This is a genomic window from Legionella genomosp. 1 (assembly GCF_900640215.1).
GTDB lineage: Bacteria > Pseudomonadota > Gammaproteobacteria > Legionellales > Legionellaceae > Legionella_C > Legionella_C quinlivanii_A.
In genome coordinates this window covers 102,559-120,222 of the sequence record NZ_CAAAJH010000009.1, presented here as the reverse complement: position 1 = coordinate 120,222, position 17,664 = coordinate 102,559, and the positions used below count along the sequence as shown (strand labels likewise).

The following is a 17,664-nucleotide window of genomic DNA, read 5'->3' as shown; positions in this document are numbered from 1 at the left end:
TAAAACTAGGATTTGAGCTAAAATTACAATAGTATCAATACTTGAAGCAAAATAATGAGGCTGGGCATCCAGCTGTATTAATAAGGCAGCAGACAAATGCTAAGTTCTTCTAATGTAAAGTTGTTTCCGGTATTTCTAGTCGCATACGAATTAATCAGCTATTTATCCATCGACGCTTACCTTCCCGCAATGCCGATCATCGCCCAGCAATTTAAGGTTAGCGATTCTCTGGTCCAGCTCACTCTTACCGTCATATTTTTAGGTAATGTATTTGCTCAGCTTTTGCTAGGCTGGATTTCTGAGCAATATAGCCGGAGAAAAATTCTGTTGTGGGGAGGAGCTGTGTTTGTCATTTCATCCTTCATGGCCGCCTTTTCTCCTGGAATTGAAGTATTGATTTTTGCTCGTTTTCTGCAGGGAATGGCCATCACCTCCCTTATAATTGCAGGTTATAGCACCATACATGTTCTCTACGACCAGGAACAGGCTGTAAAAATTATTGCATGGATGGGAAGTATTACCGTATTTGCTCCTGCCGTAGGGCCTATATTGGGAGCATTTATCATGAAGCTGGCCAGTTGGCGCTGGATATTTCTTATTCTTTCCCTCGCTGCTTCATTCTGTCTTATTTACTTGTACAAAATTATGCCTGAAACGGCTAGTCAGGATGGTCACAAAAGTAACTTTATCCTCTTGATCAAAAAATATTTGAAAACAACATTTAATCCCCGGTTTCTCCGTCCTGCATCCGTATGGTGTTTACTTTTTGCCGGTATGACCGCATGGAGTATCTGCGGGCCATTTTTCGTAATCAGCTACCTGAAGTACAATCCGATAGCATTTGGTGTGGTACAAGGCTTGATTTTTGCTTTTTTCATTCTGGGAACACGATGTATAGGCTGGTTATTAAAACGGTATTCCCTCAAGGGTATTGCTACACTATGCAGTATAATTGTTCTAATCTCAGGCTTCCTGGCTATTCTATTTAGTCTCTTGGGAATCTTTACGCTAATAACGCTTATAGCCACATTATTACCGCTGATTTTTACTTTGGGGATAGGATTTCCAGTGTTTAGTCGGCTTGCTGTTGAGAGTAATGATGAGTCAGTTATGATTAAAGTTTCACTTTACTCTCTTCTCCTTAATATAAGTTCTTTCTTTATGGGAGTTATTGCTTTGAGCCTTTTAGAGAATAAGTTTTCTTTCTTACTGGTTCTTGCAATACTGGCGTTCTCTTCATTTGCACTGAGCTTTTATAAATTACCATTTGAAAAAGCAGATGGCGCTGGGAAATAGCGTGAAAAAAATAACCTTTTATGATGGCTTGAGGTTTAATTTTTTTGTCAAACTAACTACAAAAGATAATTATTATGACAATATTTCAAAAACAATCCTGGTCGTCTATTGATAAAGAATCACTTCCTCCTAATGATTCTTTATTATCCTGTCTCGTTTTATTAAGCAGGTATTATCAAAACCCTTACTCTGCTCAATCGCTTTCAGCACGACTGCCATTAAAACGTAACAAGTTAAGTCCGGCACTATTTTCTCGCGCTGCCGCAAGAGCATCGTTAAATGCCGAGCTTAAAGAAACACCCATTAATAAAATTTTGGATGAAAGCCTGCCTGTAGTATTACTTTTAAAAGAGGATGAAGCCTGTTTACTGATTCATGACTCTCATGGACAAAGAAAAATCTTCAAACCAGAGGATTCCAGCCAACTGTTTAATGTGGACGACATTTTACCCCTTTATACTGGAAAAGCATTTCTGGTACATCCTGAATATAAATTTACAACCAGGGCCGAAGAAACTACAGGCAAACGATCAAGAAACTGGTTTTGGAAGGTTTTGGTAAAATCCTGGCCGCTCTACTCCGAAGTACTGGTTGCCTCCCTGTTAATTAATATTTTTGCCCTGGTGTTGCCTCTGTTCACCATGAACGTGTATGACCGGGTAGTGCCCAATCATGCTATTGAAACCATGTGGGTACTTGCTGGCGGTGTCGGCCTGGTGTTTCTATTCGATTTATTGTTCAAGACCTTGCGAGCACATTTTATCGATCAGGCGAGTAAGCGCAGTGATGTTGAACTCTCTGCTTCCATCTTTCAACAAATTCTCGGTGTTAACATGAAAGACAGGCCCAAATCTGTGGGCGCTTTAAGCAATACAGTTCAATCCTTTGAGGTTTTCCGTGATTTTATCACCTCAGGCACAATGACCGTGTTGGTTGATTTACCTTTCGTCGCTATTTTCATACTCGTTATCTATTTTATCGGGGGTAATCTGTTTCTTATCCCATTAATTATTGTTCCTATAATTTTTCTTGTCGGTTTCATTTTACAACTTCCCTTAGTCAGACTAACCAAGCAGTCTTATCAATTAGCCGCTGAAAAGCAGGCAACCTTATTTGAGTCCCTGGCTAATATTGAAACTGTGAAGACAGTGGGGGCTGAATCGGCTTTGCAATCCAGATGGGAGCAGCTTATTCGGCTTTCCGCCAAGACCGGGATGAAACTGCGTAGTGTCTCTAATATCAGTATGAATTTAACGGCCTTCGCACAGCAATCGGCAACGATAATTATGGTTATTGCGGGTGTGTATATGATTAGCGAAGGGAATTTAACAATGGGAGCCTTGATCGCCTGCACTATTCTCACCGGCCGTGCACTAGCCCCCATGTCACAGGTTGCTTCCCTGCTGACTCGCTACTATCAATCCGTCAATGCACTTAAATCATTGAACCGCGTGATGCAGATGCCTCTTGATGTTTCCGAGGATTCGCATTTTCTGCATCGACCTGCCTTAACCGGTAATGTCGAGTTTAAACAAGTCTCCTTTGATTATGGGGATAAAAAACTTCCCATCCTGAAAAATCTGTCTTTCTCGATAAAAGCGGGTGAAAAAGTAGCGGTGATCGGGCGTGTCGGTTCAGGTAAATCGACCTTGGCGAAATTAATTCTTAAGCTATATCTCCCCACTGAGGGTGCAATATTGTTGGATGATACCGATTATCGGCAGATTAATCCTGACGATCTTAGACAGCAAATTGGCTATGTACCGCAGGATGTCAGCCTGTTTTATGGCAGCGTCAGAGAGAATATTACCATTGGCGCACCCTTTATTGACGACAAATCAATCATACGAGCTGCCAATGCGGGAGGAGTCGGTAGTTTCACTAATAAACATCCGGATGGTTTTGACCGACAGGTTGGCGAAAAAGGAAGCGAGCTGTCTGGAGGACAACGCCAATCCGTTGCAATTGCCCGCGCTCTGCTTCGTAATCCGCATTTACTGATTATGGATGAACCGACCTCAGCTATGGATGACAACAGTGAGCGCTATGTGAAAGAGCAGCTTACCCAATTTTTGACTCCCAAGCATACTCTGATTCTTATTACCCATAAATTGTCCATGCTGGAATTAGTCGATCGCATTATAGTCCTTGACGAAGGCCGCTTAGTCGCGAATGGCAGCAAAGAAACTGTCCTGGCAACCCTTCGTACAGGAATGACTGTTCAAAAGGAAAAAAATAATGTCTGAAAAATCACGCATATTTTCACATTTAATCCTATGGGGAACGATTATCTTTGTTTGCGTTGCATTGTTATGGGCCCATTTTGCCATTCTGGACGAAGTCACCAAAGGAGAAGGCAAGGTAATTCCCTCCAGTCAGATTCAGATTATTCAAAACCTTGAGGGAGGAATTGTTCATAAACTCTATGTACGAGAAGGACAGATTGTCCAGCAGAATCAGATCCTGATGCAAATCGATAATACTCGTTTTATGGCTACTTTTAATGAAGCCCAAAAAAAGATGGCAGCCTTACAGATCCAGATAATGCGCCTGAATGCGGAAATGAGCGGATCGAAAATGTCTGTGCCTTCTGATTTTTCCAAGCAAAATCCAGGTCTGGTCGAAGCTGAAAAAGCACTCTTCAACTCCAGAAAAGAAGAATTGGAGCAGATGAAAGAGGCGCTCGACAATGCCATTAAGGAATTAAATCTTTCTAAACCACTGGTTGATAAAGGAGCTGTATCCGAAGTTGAAATTTTACGCCTGCAGCGTAGTGTTAACGAGTTAAAGGGTAAAATATTCCAGTTTAAATCGCAGGCATTAGAACAACTGAATAAAGCCAAGGGCGAGTTTGCAGCCTTAAACGAAGCGCATATGGCAGACAAAGACCGACTGGTCAGAACTACCGTACGCTCACCGGTGAAAGGAATAGTCAAACAAATCAAGGTAAATACCATTGGGGGAGTAATTCAACCAGGAATGGATATCATTGAAATTGTTCCGCTTGACGATACTTTATTAATTGAAGCCAAAATTAAACCTTCTGATATTGGATTTATAAAAATTGGGCAGGAAGCAATGGTGAAAATAACCGCCTATGATTTTTCCATCTACGGAGGTCTTCCCGGAAAAGTAGAGCAGATTAGTGCCGATACGATAACCGATGAAAAAAAACAAAAAGAGGAAACCTATTATATTATCCGGGTGCGAACAGAGAAGAATTACTTGGGTACTGAGCAAAAACCGCTATATATTATCCCGGGAATGATGGCGACAGTAGATATATTGACTGGACATAAGTCGGTCCTGAATTACTTGCTCAAACCTATATTGAAAGCCAAGGAAAATGCGCTGACCGAGAGATAAGCAGTCTTTAAGGGCAGGATCTCGTCGAGATCCTGCCACAACCGCCTGTTTTGACTTGCTGTTTATTATCAATGAGCTTAATGGTTACCCAGATATCAGATGATACTGGCAGATGTGTCGTTAATATCATTGTGTTTCGCTAGTTCATTCTCTGCTCTGATGGCGGATTTAGCGTGATAGAAACCCAGGTTACCCAAAATTGTCACTGGAAGTAATCGTTGCATATTGAGTGCTGTATAAAGTTCAGATTGCTTATCGTTTAATATCGATGCAAAATCTCGCCCCTTCTCAGCGTTTAAGACTGCATTAATTATTAGTTCCACTTTTGCGTTGCTGTTACGCCAGTAAGGGTTCCAGCTATTTTGATGCTCAGCCAAACGGTTAATAAGGTTTATAATCGTATTACCTATCGTTCCCTGATTATTTAAAATCGCAATGGCTTTGTCATAATGCGTTTTTGGAATAAACACTAGTTCTGAAGTATTTAGCCGTTCTGAGAGTTGCTCTTTAATATGTAAATAAAGCTCATTAATCCTGGCATCCATAAATGGAAAGTTATCAGCTAATTCCCTGGATAGCTCCGGGGACAGTTTAAGCATATCAGGAAGCGGCATGGAGGACGCCTTTTCAAATAATCGATTAAATTCCTCGATTATCTCTGAGCTAGGCGCTAGACATGTCTCATTTTCTTGCAGCTTTCGTAATTTATTAGCAAATTTAATAATAATCACTAGATGGCCAAAAAAATTGGAGACAGTGTCGAATGCTTCCTTTGCATTGATAGCTCGATTCCCCAGCTGAATTGTTGAAGCTATCCTTTTTTGCTCATCCACAGCCTGATCATAAGTCTCTATCTGTATACACAATTGGTTGAACAAAGGCATTAGCTGCTTCGCATACAAATCCTGCTGATTAATTGCAGCTGCTATATATTCATAAATTTTTGCAAACTCAAGAACACGTTCCATCGACATTTTACCAATGTAGGACTCGTAGCCTGTTACTATTTCCTGCTTTTGTAACTGCGATAAATCCTCATCAAAATGACCTAAAAATGCTTCCAGGTTTGATGGGGTTGCCAGGGCAGGCAATATAAAATGAAAATGCTCATGCGGGCTCTTTTTGAATAGCCAGCCAAGATGCTTATTGCGGGTGTTGTGGGCATAATCATGCATTGCGCCTTCCCCTATGGCGAGTGTTTCATACTCATGGCCCAGGCGATTATAACGCTCCTTGAACGCTTCCAGTTTATCTAATGGCACATAAACACTTATAAACCGGCCATTAATTTTTATTTTTTGAATAAGGGGATTTTCAGGAAATCTTTTTAAGAACATATCGGCTCTCCAAAACAATTGAGCCATTATAACATTAATTGATCTATATTTGAACACCGATTTTTGTTAGTTGCTTATCAGGTCAAAATGACTTTGAATAATGTCGTTTCCGCGTAGGGGGAAATCCATCTTGCAAACAACGTCAGAAATTATCTTGAGAAATAGATTCCCGCCCTTCCAATTAGCCTTAAGTTTTTCTTGACATTAAGAATGTATGATGTAGCGCCCCCTCGCCCGCGCAAGAAAAGTGATTAAAATCCAGGTGGTAAGCGCGGGAGAGGGTTGGGGAGAGGGAATGACTCCAATCATTGTTAGAACAGCTTTGAATAGTTCCTATCTATATTAATTTTCTTGTAATGTACGGGGATTTTATTCCTGCTGAAACCGGTTTTTTACCCTCTCCCCAACCCTCTCCCGCGAGAAACATAAGTATTTTGCTCAAATTTCTTCCGCGGGCGAGGGGGCTATTTACACAATTGATCTACTGGAGTCAAGAAAAACTTAAGGCTAATTGGAAGTTCCCGCCTACGCGGGAACGACACGATAATAGATCTGTTTGAGTAATTGGTAAGTCATCCGCTGACTATATAAATAATGAGGGGATTCCTCAGAGACAAGCCGAGCTACAACATAGAATCTGTAATTGACTTATTCGTGTTCGGGATCTACTACAAATATTCCAGGTGCATTACGAAGATATTCATTGTAGTCCATTCCATAACCAAAAATATAATGATCCTCTACCTCAAGCCCGACAAAATCTGCTTTTTGCAGGCCATTCGGAACTCTCTTGCGGTATTTATCTACCAGAACGGCACTATATACCGCCTCAGCCCCCATCTCGGCCACTGTGTCAATAATAGCTGCCAGAGTAACCCCCCCATCAAGAATGTCATCTACAACCAATACCGTACGCCCTTCAAGATTTACGCTGGGCTTTACTTTCCAGATAAGCTCGCCGCCACGAATCTCGCCGTTATAGCGTGTCGCATGGACATAATCAACTTCAAGAGGAAAGTTAAGCCGGGGAAGCAAGTTGCCCATAGGAACCAGGCCGCCAATCATAACGCATAAGATGACCGGATTTTTATCCTGCAGCACTTCATTGATACTGGCCGCCATCTTGTCCAAGGCAGCTTCCACTTCCTGGGTGCTAAAAAGAAGCGATGACTTTTCATAAACTTCTTTGATATTAACTGGTATTGACATCAGAATTCCTAAAATTGAATTAATTAATCTGCAAGCATCGTCTTCATTAAATATTATTCTCTTTTACCAGGCACTGGGAACATACTCACCTTGGCCTCCGACTTGCCATGCTCTTTAATTTTAGCAACTCCCTGCTTGTTCACTTCATCGATTCGATGAATGGAATGAAGCGGGATGAATGTTTTTTTAATGTTGCTAAACTCCAGTTTAAGACGCTCCTCGGAAGGGTCGACTACCAGCGAAGAGTTTTCACCAAATACAAAGTCCTCTACCTCAAGAAAGCCAAACATTTCACTTTCGCTAATTTTACGAGCATAAATTTCATACACCGTCTCCTGATGATTAAACATAATGCGGTAAATAGTTTTTTTTGACATAATTTGACCTGAAGTAAGTGACTTGGGTGCAGTCTATAAAACGATAGACAATCCTGGCGCGATTATACCGAATTTATTCAGAGTTTACACGCTCCTGTTCATCTTGAGTCAACGAGTCTGCTCTGAGTTACAACCCTGCTGGGCTGGTCGGATACGCATTTCAGCCAATTGTTCTTTGAAAGTTATCGCCTGAGGATGAATAGGATCTTCCTGATATTTTTTCATAACCAGACAATAAAATCCTGAAGGAAGAATCGATATCATCTTGCTTAATTGATTTAACACCTTAAATCTCTGTATCCACAAAGGATTACTGCAGGGCGGGATATAGTGAAAATAGGATAGATGGCATTGAATAAAGCCTCGATGAATCATCGCCCTTTTGACCGAAAAAGCGGAGCGTGTTGTACTTCGAGTATGGCCAAAACACAAATTCTCTGACCAGCGCAGGCGCGCTCCCCATAAACTGATTGGATTAATGCCAAGAAATACCGCATAACCCATAGGTTTTAATATTCGATCAATTTCATCAACAACCGCTATGCGAGAAGTACCCTCCAGGGTCAATGGCGCTAAAACACAATCGACACTATTTCTGTCGAGAGGCAGCAGATCCAGTTCTGAATTAAACGTACTGAGATTAACATTGGAATGCGGTGTTGCAATCCATTTGTGCTGATAACGTAAAAGAGGAAGCCATTCGTTTTTCCCACAGCAACCTAATTGCAGCAGGCATTCACCATGAAGCAACTCTTTCAACGGCTGGAGCTCCTCGCAGAACGCTTTTGATACTGACAAACCTGGCTCGCTTAAAAACCATTCATCCAGCATCCTGAATCGGCTCTTTTGTTTTTCTAGGGACAAGCTTTATTCCAGTTATATAACCAGCTTCTTTTGTATCACAGGCATAACAGAAACAGCAAGATTACTGTATTTCCTTACCAGCACAGACTCGTCTATTTCGTGCATTGAGCTGATTTTTTGTCTATAGTAATCATAGTATTAACTTCTTAATAAACTGATGGCAATCACAACGGAAGAACAAAGACTACAAGGGATTGCGCAGCTAATGGTCCATGAAAATCTCCTTGACAAGACCAAAGCCCTTGAATGTCAAACTCAGGCTCAACAGAATAAGCAAACTTTATTGCAATATCTGGTGCAGAATCATATTTTGAGCGCACAGCAGGTGGCTTTGATTGTCGCACAGAATTTCGGCCTGCCTTTTATTGATTTGGATAGCGTTGATCCTGAAGTGCTTCCGGTATCACTCGTTAACGAAAAGCTTATTCGACGTCATACTATTCTCCCCCTTTTTACCCGTGGAAACCATCTTTTCCTGGCCACGGATGATCCCAGCAAGCAAGCGTCTTTTAAAGAAATTCAGTTTCATACCGGTCTTCACACCAACACGATTGTTGTTGAAAGCAATAAATTAGCAAAACTGGTTGATCGATTACTCAATGAAAAAGAAAATCAGGGACTAAATGACTACGTTAAGGAAGACCTTGATGATCTCGAAATAAGCGCAGACGAGGAAGAAGCAGATCGCAGTGCGGCCGGCGAAGATGCTCCCGTTGTTAAATTCGTCAACAAAATTCTTTATGAGGCAATTAAAAAAGGCGTTTCGGACATTCATTTCGAGCCCTATGAGCGTGATTATCGTATCCGCTACCGGCTCGATGGTCTTTTAAACGAAGTGGCTGCCCCTCCTGTCAGTCTGGCAAGTCGAATTACAGCTCGAATAAAAATCATGTCCAATCTGGATATTTCAGAAAAACGAATCCCTCAGGATGGACGTTTTAAACTGAAACTTTCCCGTGCACGCTCTATTGATTTCAGAGTAAGCACCTGTCCGACAATTGCTGGTGAAAAAGTTGTCATGCGGATCCTGGATCCCGGGTCGACTAAACTTGGAATTGAGGCCCTTGGATTTAGCCCTCTGCAACGAGCTCATTTTCTAAAAGCAATTGAAAAACCGCAGGGTATGATATTGGTAACCGGCCCGACGGGAAGCGGTAAAACCGTAACCCTCTATACCGCCTTGAATATTCTGAATACTAAAGAAAGCAACATCTCGACAGCGGAAGATCCAGTGGAAATCAAGGTGCCTGGAATTAATCAGGTTAACATTAATCCCAAAGCGGGATTAACGTTTTCAAACACCCTGAGAGCATTTTTACGTCAGGATCCGGATATTATCATGGTGGGGGAAATACGCGATCTCGAAACGGCAGAAATTGCGGTCAAAGCTGCACAAACAGGACATCTTGTCTTATCGACTCTGCACACCAATAGTGCGGCGGAAACCCTCACCCGTCTGGTAAACATGGGAATTCCCTCTTTTAACATAGCAAGCTCTGTCAGTCTATTGATTGCTCAAAGACTTGCGCGTAAATTATGCGATGCCTGCAAAGTAGTTCGTGATGATACCACGCCCAAAAGTCTTGTTGAATTGGGATTCTCAGAGGAAGATAGCCAGAGAATGAAAATCTATAAGGCAGTCGGCTGTCCCAATTGCAATCAAAACGGCTATCGAGGGCGTGTTGGGCTTTTTGAAGTGATGCCAATGTCCAAGGCACTGGGTGAAATTATCATGTCAGGCGGTACATCCCTTGACATTCTAAAGCAGGCACAGAAAGAAGGAATGTGGACCATTTATCATGCCGGACTTGAAAAAATAAAGGAAGGAATTACGACCATCGAAGAGGTCAACCGAGTCACAATGGATTAATCTATGGAAAAAACTGAAAATAATTTAAAAAGCTTTCGCTGGGAAGGCGTTAATCGGGCCGGAGAAAAGGTTAAGGGGATAATTGAAGCCAAGACTTTAGTTCTGGCTAAAGCCGATTTAAACAAGCAAGGCTATATCGTTAAAAAAGTAGTCAAAAAGAGAAAGCCCTTTTTTGATAGAAAAAATAAAAAAATCAAGCAGGCAGATATCACAATTTTTAGCCGGCAACTCGCGACTATGATTGCCGCGGGAATCCCCCTCATTCAATCTTTTGATATTGTCACAAAAGGCCAAACGAATGCGAGGATGATCAAACTGCTGGAAAATGTAAAAAAAGATATTGAGTCCGGTACGGGCATGGCGGAAGCATTATCAAAGCATCCGGTGTATTTCAATGAATTGTTTACAAATCTCGTGGATGCCGGGGAAAAATCCGGTTCATTGGATATCATGCTAGACAAGGTTGCCACCTATAAAGAAAAAATCGAAACCATTAAAAAGAAAATTAAAAAAGCATTAACCTATCCTATCGCCGTCCTTATCGTTGCGATTCTGGTAACCGCTGCATTACTCATCTTTGTAGTGCCGCAATTTCAATCCCTTTTTGAAGGCTTTGGCGCGGACTTACCTGCTTTGACAAGAGGCGTTATTGATTTATCAAAGTTTTTCCAATCCTATTGGTATATTATCTTTGGATTGCTGGGGGGTGCTATTTATGCCTTTATTTATGCAAAAAATCATTCACCTCAATTTGCGCATACCATCGATCGCAGCCTGCTTAAAATTCCGATTATTGGTACTATTCTCGTCAACGCGTCTATCGCTCGATTCGCTCGAACGCTCTCAATAACCTTTGCAGCAGGATTACCGCTGGTGGATGCACTGAAATCAGTCGCCGGTGCGACAGGAAATATCCTCTATGCAGAGGCTACCGACAAGATTCGCCAGGATGTCTCAACAGGCCAGCAAATGCAGCTTGCTATGCACAATACCCATATGTTTCCTAATATGGTGATACAAATGGTTGCCATTGGTGAAGAATCAGGTACTCTTGAAAAGATGTTAGGCAAGGTAGCTGATTTTTATGAGGAAGAGGTTGACAACGCCGTTGATGCCCTAAGCAGTTTGTTAGAACCGATAATTATGTCGATTCTGGGTATTTTGGTGGGCGGATTGGTTGTTGCTATGTATCTGCCTATTTTCAAACTTGGTTCTGTGGTGTAATTTCATGCTTGATCAACTCTCACAACTACATCCCGCAGTATTATATTCTTTCATAGCTCTATTTACATTGTCAGTAGGCAGTGTACTCAATATGATTATTTATCGTTTGCCAATTATGTTAAAACGACAATGGACTGAGGAGTGCGAGTGTCTTTTGAACCTTGAAACAGAAAAACCGGCAGCAAATATTAATCTTTTTTTCCCCCGTTCATTCTGCCCTTCCTGTAAAAAAACCATTCCGGCAATTGCTAATATTCCACTGTTCAGTTATCTCTTTTTGCGTGGAAAGTGCAAATCCTGCAAGCAAAATATCCCATTTAAATACCCATTTATTGAGTTGCTGACCTGCGCCCTTAGTCTTTATGCGACCTGGGTATTCGGCTTTACCTGGCTATTGCCGCTTATTTTTTTGTTTTTATGGATATTAATTATCATGGTCTATATTGACCTTGAACATCAGATCCTTCCTGATAATCTGACCCTAAGTTTATTATGGCTTGGACTTTTGGCTAATACACAGCATCTATTTGCAGATTTACCCAATGCAGTCATTTCAGCCGCAGCGGCCTACCTGTTTCTCTGGTCGATTATGAAAATCTTCTACCTCATAACTGGTAAGATAGGAATGGGCAATGGAGACTTTAAGTTATTTGCCGCTTTTGGTGCCTGGTTTGGCTGGATAATGCTTCCTCTGATTTTGCTTTTAGCATCCCTTTGCGGGGCAATTATCGGATTAATATATCTCCGTTTACAGGATAAAGACCGCAATACCCCGATTCCATTTGGCCCTTTTTTATGCTTCGCTGCACTAGTCGCTTTATTTTGGGGCAAATCAATAATCCATTGGTATCTCGGATTTTGGCTGTGACTCGGTAAAAAGGTGAATTGTTCTGCTCATGATTAACAGCAAAGGCATCAAATCAAGCTCTTAATTGATTATTTATTTTAATAACCAATTCAATAATGTTACGAGCCTGATATTTATTTTTTAATATGGAGATGTGGTCTTCTACCGTTCGGAAAGATAAATGCAGGCTCTGGGCAATTTCTTTTGCTCGTTTGCCTTGCATGAGAAATAGTGCAATGTCCAATTGTCTTGGAGTCAGTTTTTTTTCGGTATCGGTGTTCAATAGAGAGTTGATATCGGCTTTCTCACAGATCTCAATCGGGGTGCTGTTATATTCATGGATTAATTTGTTTTTTTCAGCACGTTCGATCAGGCTTTTACCTTGATCTTTAAAATAGTCACAAAATTGCTGCAAAAAATCTAGATTGTTTAAATAAAAATTGACCATGCCTTGCGTATTTGATGAGGTGGCAAAACAGAAAAACTCTGTGTAAGTTTCAGATTTTCGTACTATATAAATGCCATTATCAATCTGAAAGTTAACGCGCACCCATTCCACTATCACTTGATTTTTTAAGGAGGAAAAAAGCATTGCCTGATTCAGATAAAGTTCAGGACTGGCATCGATATTACCAGTTTTATAAAACTCATTCTCCAGAAAAGCCTTTAAGTGAGGAGCATTTGTGGTAAGACGAATACGGGAACCATCTAAATAATTTTTATTATAAGTAAAATAATTAATATTGTATTTTTCTAAAGGCTTGATCAGCTCTTGCATTTCGCTGCTGGCTGTAAAGAATAAATGCTTATCCGAAAGACGCATGCTAGAACAAATATTAATCCAGATGTGCAGTAATTATACCACTCCGATTGATTTGAATCAAATTTTCAGTATCCAGTCACTGACAAATGGATTCCTTAACGAATGGCAATGAAAGTTATGAAATACCTATTTACTACCAGGCTTAAGAAGTTTTTTTTCTTTGCTCTGTATTACTTTGAAAAGGATATATGCACTTAAACAAGAGGGAATTAATGCCAAAAATGCAAAACCAAAGAGGTAGGAGATAAATAACTCCATAAATGGCGCAAAAAATACTAATAAAAATTCAGGGAATTTCCAAACCACATAGTTATTCAACAAAGCATCTAATAGGAACATTAACAATAAAGATAAATTCCCAATATAAAAACCTAATAGAAAATAGGGATACGGCTGGTGTGACAAACGTTTTTTCATTATTTTAATTATTAAGACACTGGCTATGAGTGACGAAAATAAAATTATTGCTCCATTTATGTCTTTGCTAAGTGGTGAAGATTTTAAAATTTTAAAGCTATCAGCGAAGCCAAATATTAAAAGAAAAACTATGACACCAAAGAAGAAATAGGAAAGGATGTAAATACTTATTATTTTATATGTTTTCACTCTTAAATTACCTTATGGTAAATACTATAATCCTAATCAAAACAACTTCTCCTGGAAATATATATCAATTCTGACAATAATCAATGAAAAGATATGTTGACTTCATGGAGATGAATTTGACTGTGAACCACTTCGTTAAATTACTAATCTGGATCCTTATATTTCAATTGATAGGTTTTTCATTAGGATTATTAACACAAAGCAACCTACACCCCTGGTACGAAAGTCTTAATAAATCAGCTCTCACCCCTCCAGGCTTCGTTTTCTCAATTGTCTGGACAATTCTATATGTGATACTTGCATTCATAGCCTGGACTTTATGGAATAAAGAAAAACATATTTATTCTGACTCATTCCGTTACTTATTCGCACTCCAGATGCTTATAAACTGGGTCTGGACGCCATTTTTCTTTCAGTTTCATTACTTGATTTTCAGCGCTTTTCTATTAATGATTCTTATTATGATTAATTTGATATTAATGGTAAAAATCCGAACCACGAATAAATTAGTGTTTTCATTATTGTTACCTTATATTATTTGGCTTGTCTTCGCTTTTTACCTCAATGCAGTGATCGCATTGCTTAACTAAAAAGCAAAATTATTCACTCAGAAGCTAATTTGCATTACTGAATGCTATCAGAGCTCCCAGAAGGTATGAGAGCTTTTAGTGGTTCATTATAAGGTCCGTATCTTCCCTACTCTAAATATTTCATTAGGTGGGTCTGGTGTCATACACTGGATGTGAATAAGTATAAGATTCTTCCGTAGGCTGTTCGCCACCCAGGATATTTCGTTTAAAAAATTGCGGCCAGGTTTCAGGACAAGGTTTATTTATTTTCTTATCAATTGAAGTCCAGTTAACATATCGATTGTCCGCAACACTTAGCGTCCTTCTAAAATCTGCTCCCTCTTCCTCTTCACCATATTTCTGATAAAAACCGTACTTTATGAATGTATTATATAGCTTACGCAGCTTATATTCCTGAGTATTCTTATTAAAGAACAGTGAATTGGTTTGCGCAGGTTCAGCGAATTCAAAACCTGTGGCTGGTTTACCATTAATAAGTAATCCATTTACAACATGAGTCCAAGGTTTTTCTCTGAAGTAGGCGTAAAAATCAACAATACCTGAATAAATAAATGTTCTGCCAAAAGGCAAACCCTGATTATCTAAAAGTGCTGCTACATGGAATGGCGTGGGTTCAAAACCAGCTTCACGAATGAAATACTCCATATCCGCAAGAATTTCATCGCTTAAGATAATATTTTCCAGAACTAATTGTCTGGCCCTTTCAATTATTTCCGGATTTTCCCAGCATTCTGGTTTATTAATTGAGTGCCAAAACTCTCTTGATAACCTGGAGGTATGGACCAGACGGGCGTAAAATCCATCATCAGGTTGATATGATGAGCGTAATTCAATCAATCGTTTTAGATCATTTTTTTGAGCAGTCAGGGAATCATATTGATTGGCTCTTAATCTGGCAATAACATTGAAGCGGTCCTCTTCTTGTACTTCCTCTGTCTGAGGAACAGGGTACGGCGTCGCCCGTGTAAAACGAACTAACTGCTCTGAAAGCCAACTCCTAAATGTATGAAGATAATCGATTGCAGGATTAGAATATCCAATCTGAGGGCTCTCTGAAACTGACCATTGCGCTTTAATTGTATTGAGATGTTTCTTTCGGGCACGTGCTGGATGGTAGTTTAATTTGTTGATTATTTCTTTTCTTTCTTCCGGTGAAAGGAAAAGTCCATAAGCTTGTTGCTGATACTCAAAAGCCTCATTAATTGCATTATCTTCAAGACTTACATTGCGCAGCAAAAGATCAGCAACACTAATAAATAAACGAAATTGCTCCTTGGAATACTCGCGTGAATAATACCTGACAGGAAGCAGATGTTTACCCAGAGAGCCGCCAATGACTGCATGGAAAGAGAGATAATAGCGTGTATCACCAATATCCAAAGGGGTTCTGTTTAGAAGTGATTTGAATTGTGAAAGAATTTCATCCTTGCCTGAAATTTGAAAATGATCAAAGACAGCTTGTTGATCCCGGATACACCAGGTATTTTCTTTTAGCTTCGCTAAGGGATCTTCTTTTGCCACATAGGGAACTGCGCTTAGCTGATATACCGGCTCAAGGGAGCGCTCATCCACTTGAATTTTAAGTTTCAGAATACACTCTCTGGAAAAATGAGTAATATGAAGCGAATCGTCCTCATCAGAGGATGAGTCACTGTCACTCCAGTCCTCTAATATTTCGGTGGCGGGATAATTACTAGCTGTGGAAGTGCTCTCGGGATTAACAATTATGCTATCTTCATTCATGAAGGCGGTTCCTATTTATAATACGGGTTTGACTATTTTATTTGACTTCAGCTTCTACGGTACTGTTTATATCAAAAGCTGTAAGCGTTGCTTTTTTAGAAACTATAAACAAGCCTCTGGATGATAAAGACATTTTACCCCCTACGGGTGCCTGCCAAACCACTTGATGTTTTTTTGATTTTGAATAGGCTTTTGTTTCTTTCCCATCCGAAACAAAAACCAGGTTTTTAGTGACCAGGAGATCCTCAACTTTATGATATTCAGACTTATCAATGCTCCACTCCACGTTCCCTGTCTCTGCATTGATTGCCGTAAGATGAGAGTCTTTAATAACATAGACGTTTTTATCATCCACTGATGGATTGCTGGACACATTAGAAATTGCAAATTCAATTTTATCTTCTGCAATATTAAATTTAGTTAAGAAATGATTACTGGTCACAAAAGCAGAATCACCCAAGAGGACGGGAGTTGGATCATAGTCATTACTCCATTCCCAATTGTCATCGTGAATTTTAGCGAGAACCTTGCCTTTGTTTTTATCAAGCTTATACAGGTATCCGGCATTATAATAAAGGGCATACTGTTTATTTACAGCAGGAGAAGCTCCGTTAGACAAACGAGGAAAAGGAGTATGCCAAAGTTTATTGTCTTTATGTGCATCAAAAGCAGTAATTCCAGAGTAATAACCAGAGCTAATGAACACGACGCCTTCATCAATCACAGGCGCCTTGTAATCCTGGTATTGTGCAGGAAAATGCGATGAAAAAATGTATTCGCCTGTATTTTCATCAAATGCCCTAAGCCTGGTTTTATACGAATCGCTATACACCGTTTGTACATAAACCACACCATCATGATAGGCACTTGGCTGAACGGCCACGTGGTTTAAATCTGCGGTCCAGACAACCTGCCCGTCTGTAAACGAAAATGCTTCTAATGAATTTGCCTGGCCATAGTTATATCTTGAGACAAATACATACTTCTGACCAATGGAGGCCTGATGAACTTCAGTTCTCCAACCTGGAAAGCCGTCCTGTCCCACGGGTACTGCCCAAAGCTTTTTGATCAGTTCAGGATCAATGGCGATGGGAACATATCCTGTATGGGCAGCATTGCCCTGGTAGGTTTCCCAAATGGAGGTATCGACTGATTGACCCGTGTTTGAGTAAGATACAGAGAATGATAATAGACCAACTGAAAGTGCTGCCAGCTTCCCTAACTTTCCTGATAACATCATGTTTTCCTTTGATTAAACCACTTCAGATCCACGCTGTTATATCATAAAGGTTAGGGCTTTTAAAGCTCAGACCTATTCACTTGTTGGCTTGAGCTGGCACACAGCTCCACTGCGCCCTGCGGCTAGTCCCCACTGCCATTAAGTTAGGGAAATTCTGCAATTGCATGTAGGTTGTGCCCTTGGCACAACCTTGAGTTCTGAAGTGGTTCAACTCCTTTGCGTGGGCCTAAGAGCAATTACATAAGGCTTTAACTCTTACTCCTACGTCCCTC

Annotated in this window: 15 protein-coding genes; 7 read left to right on the top strand and 8 right to left on the bottom strand. The window is 40.3% G+C overall.

Features of this window, described 5'->3' with window-relative positions; genetic code table 11:
- Positions 1-96 precede the first annotated feature (96 nt).
- From E1O89_RS10035 to E1O89_RS10025, 3 genes are all read left to right on the top strand, one after another.
- Positions 97-1,296, top strand: coding sequence for an MFS transporter (locus tag E1O89_RS10035; protein WP_133140049.1), 1,200 nt, complete (start codon positions 97-99; stop codon positions 1,294-1,296).
- Between the two features lie 74 nt (positions 1,297-1,370).
- Positions 1,371-3,542, top strand: coding sequence for a type I secretion system permease/ATPase (locus E1O89_RS10030; protein WP_133140048.1), 2,172 nt, complete (start codon positions 1,371-1,373; stop codon positions 3,540-3,542).
- The gene (locus E1O89_RS10025; RefSeq protein WP_133140047.1) at positions 3,535-4,662 is read left to right on the top strand and encodes an HlyD family type I secretion periplasmic adaptor subunit; all 1,128 of its coding nucleotides are present in this window, start codon (positions 3,535-3,537) and stop codon (positions 4,660-4,662) included. The genes E1O89_RS10030 and E1O89_RS10025 overlap by 8 nt, the downstream gene beginning before the upstream one ends.
- A 95-nt stretch (positions 4,663-4,757) precedes the next feature.
- Here E1O89_RS10025 and E1O89_RS10020 read toward each other — a convergent pair whose 3' ends face one another.
- From E1O89_RS10020 to E1O89_RS10005, 4 genes are all read right to left on the bottom strand, one after another.
- Complete coding sequence (locus tag E1O89_RS10020; RefSeq protein WP_133140046.1) at positions 4,758-5,999, bottom strand: hypothetical protein; 1,242 nt, start codon at positions 5,997-5,999, stop codon at positions 4,758-4,760.
- Between the two features lie 648 nt (positions 6,000-6,647).
- Positions 6,648-7,208, bottom strand: a complete 561-nt coding sequence (locus E1O89_RS10015) for a hypoxanthine-guanine phosphoribosyltransferase (RefSeq protein ID WP_133140045.1) — start codon at positions 7,206-7,208, stop codon at positions 6,648-6,650.
- A gap of 53 nt (positions 7,209-7,261) precedes the next feature.
- Positions 7,262-7,585: a DUF1820 family protein gene (locus tag E1O89_RS10010; RefSeq protein ID WP_058508328.1), complete on the bottom strand. Its 324-nt coding sequence runs from the start codon at positions 7,583-7,585 to the stop codon at positions 7,262-7,264.
- A 108-nt stretch (positions 7,586-7,693) separates the two neighbouring features.
- Positions 7,694-8,449, bottom strand: coding sequence for a methyltransferase domain-containing protein (locus E1O89_RS10005; RefSeq protein ID WP_133140044.1), 756 nt, complete (start codon positions 8,447-8,449; stop codon positions 7,694-7,696).
- 157 nt (positions 8,450-8,606) lie between these two features.
- Between E1O89_RS10005 and pilB the strand changes: the two genes are divergently transcribed.
- The 3 genes from pilB to E1O89_RS09990 are packed head-to-tail and all read left to right on the top strand — an operon-like array spanning position 8,607 to position 12,411.
- Positions 8,607-10,319, top strand: a complete 1,713-nt coding sequence (pilB, locus tag E1O89_RS10000) for a type IV-A pilus assembly ATPase PilB (protein WP_133140043.1) — start codon at positions 8,607-8,609, stop codon at positions 10,317-10,319.
- A gap of 3 nt (positions 10,320-10,322) precedes the next feature.
- On the top strand, positions 10,323-11,543 hold the full coding sequence (locus E1O89_RS09995) for a type II secretion system F family protein (protein ID WP_133140042.1): 1,221 nt from the start codon (positions 10,323-10,325) through the stop codon (positions 11,541-11,543).
- 4 nt (positions 11,544-11,547) lie between these two features.
- Entirely contained in the window at positions 11,548-12,411 is an 864-nt protein-coding gene (locus E1O89_RS09990; RefSeq protein WP_133140041.1) for a prepilin peptidase, read from the top strand.
- Between the two features lie 52 nt (positions 12,412-12,463).
- Here the strand turns inward: E1O89_RS09990 and E1O89_RS09985 are convergent, their stop codons facing one another.
- Both E1O89_RS09985 and E1O89_RS09980 read right to left on the bottom strand, forming a co-directional pair.
- Complete coding sequence (locus E1O89_RS09985) at positions 12,464-13,168, bottom strand: response regulator transcription factor (protein ID WP_165483122.1); 705 nt, start codon at positions 13,166-13,168, stop codon at positions 12,464-12,466.
- 171 nt (positions 13,169-13,339) lie between these two features.
- Complete coding sequence (locus tag E1O89_RS09980; protein ID WP_133140039.1) at positions 13,340-13,819, bottom strand: hypothetical protein; 480 nt, start codon at positions 13,817-13,819, stop codon at positions 13,340-13,342.
- Between the two features lie 83 nt (positions 13,820-13,902).
- Here E1O89_RS09980 and E1O89_RS15795 point away from each other — a divergent pair, with 83 nt between their 5' ends.
- On the top strand, positions 13,903-14,409 hold the full coding sequence (locus E1O89_RS15795; RefSeq protein ID WP_133140038.1) for a TspO/MBR family protein: 507 nt from the start codon (positions 13,903-13,905) through the stop codon (positions 14,407-14,409).
- 123 nt (positions 14,410-14,532) lie between these two features.
- On the opposite strand, the gene E1O89_RS09970 is transcribed toward E1O89_RS15795, so the two are convergent.
- Positions 14,533-16,152 (bottom strand): hypothetical protein, encoded by a 1,620-nt coding sequence (locus E1O89_RS09970; RefSeq protein ID WP_133140037.1) that lies wholly within the window; start codon positions 16,150-16,152, stop codon positions 14,533-14,535.
- Positions 16,153-16,189: 37 nt separating this feature from the next.
- Positions 16,190-17,392, bottom strand: coding sequence for a PQQ-binding-like beta-propeller repeat protein (locus E1O89_RS09965; RefSeq protein ID WP_133140036.1), 1,203 nt, complete (start codon positions 17,390-17,392; stop codon positions 16,190-16,192).
- Positions 17,393-17,664 lie beyond the last annotated feature (272 nt).

Coding starts and splice junctions, on each gene's coding strand:
- E1O89_RS10035 (WP_133140049.1), top strand. CDS start 97: ATGCTAAGTTCTTCTAATGTAAAGTTGTTTCCGGTATTTCTAGTCGCA.
- E1O89_RS10030 (WP_133140048.1), top strand. CDS start 1,371: ATGACAATATTTCAAAAACAATCCTGGTCGTCTATTGATAAAGAATCA.
- E1O89_RS10025 (WP_133140047.1), top strand. CDS start 3,535: ATGTCTGAAAAATCACGCATATTTTCACATTTAATCCTATGGGGAACG.
- E1O89_RS10020 (WP_133140046.1), bottom strand. CDS start 5,999: ATGTTCTTAAAAAGATTTCCTGAAAATCCCCTTATTCAAAAAATAAAA.
- E1O89_RS10015 (WP_133140045.1), bottom strand. CDS start 7,208: ATGTCAATACCAGTTAATATCAAAGAAGTTTATGAAAAGTCATCGCTT.
- E1O89_RS10010 (WP_058508328.1), bottom strand. CDS start 7,585: ATGTCAAAAAAAACTATTTACCGCATTATGTTTAATCATCAGGAGACG.
- pilB (WP_133140043.1), top strand. CDS start 8,607: ATGGCAATCACAACGGAAGAACAAAGACTACAAGGGATTGCGCAGCTA.
- E1O89_RS09995 (WP_133140042.1), top strand. CDS start 10,323: ATGGAAAAAACTGAAAATAATTTAAAAAGCTTTCGCTGGGAAGGCGTT.
- E1O89_RS09990 (WP_133140041.1), top strand. CDS start 11,548: ATGCTTGATCAACTCTCACAACTACATCCCGCAGTATTATATTCTTTC.
- E1O89_RS09985 (WP_165483122.1), bottom strand. CDS start 13,168: ATGCAAGAGCTGATCAAGCCTTTAGAAAAATACAATATTAATTATTTT.
- E1O89_RS15795 (WP_133140038.1), top strand. CDS start 13,903: ATGAAAAGATATGTTGACTTCATGGAGATGAATTTGACTGTGAACCAC.
- E1O89_RS09970 (WP_133140037.1), bottom strand. CDS start 16,152: ATGAATGAAGATAGCATAATTGTTAATCCCGAGAGCACTTCCACAGCT.
- E1O89_RS09965 (WP_133140036.1), bottom strand. CDS start 17,392: ATGATGTTATCAGGAAAGTTAGGGAAGCTGGCAGCACTTTCAGTTGGT.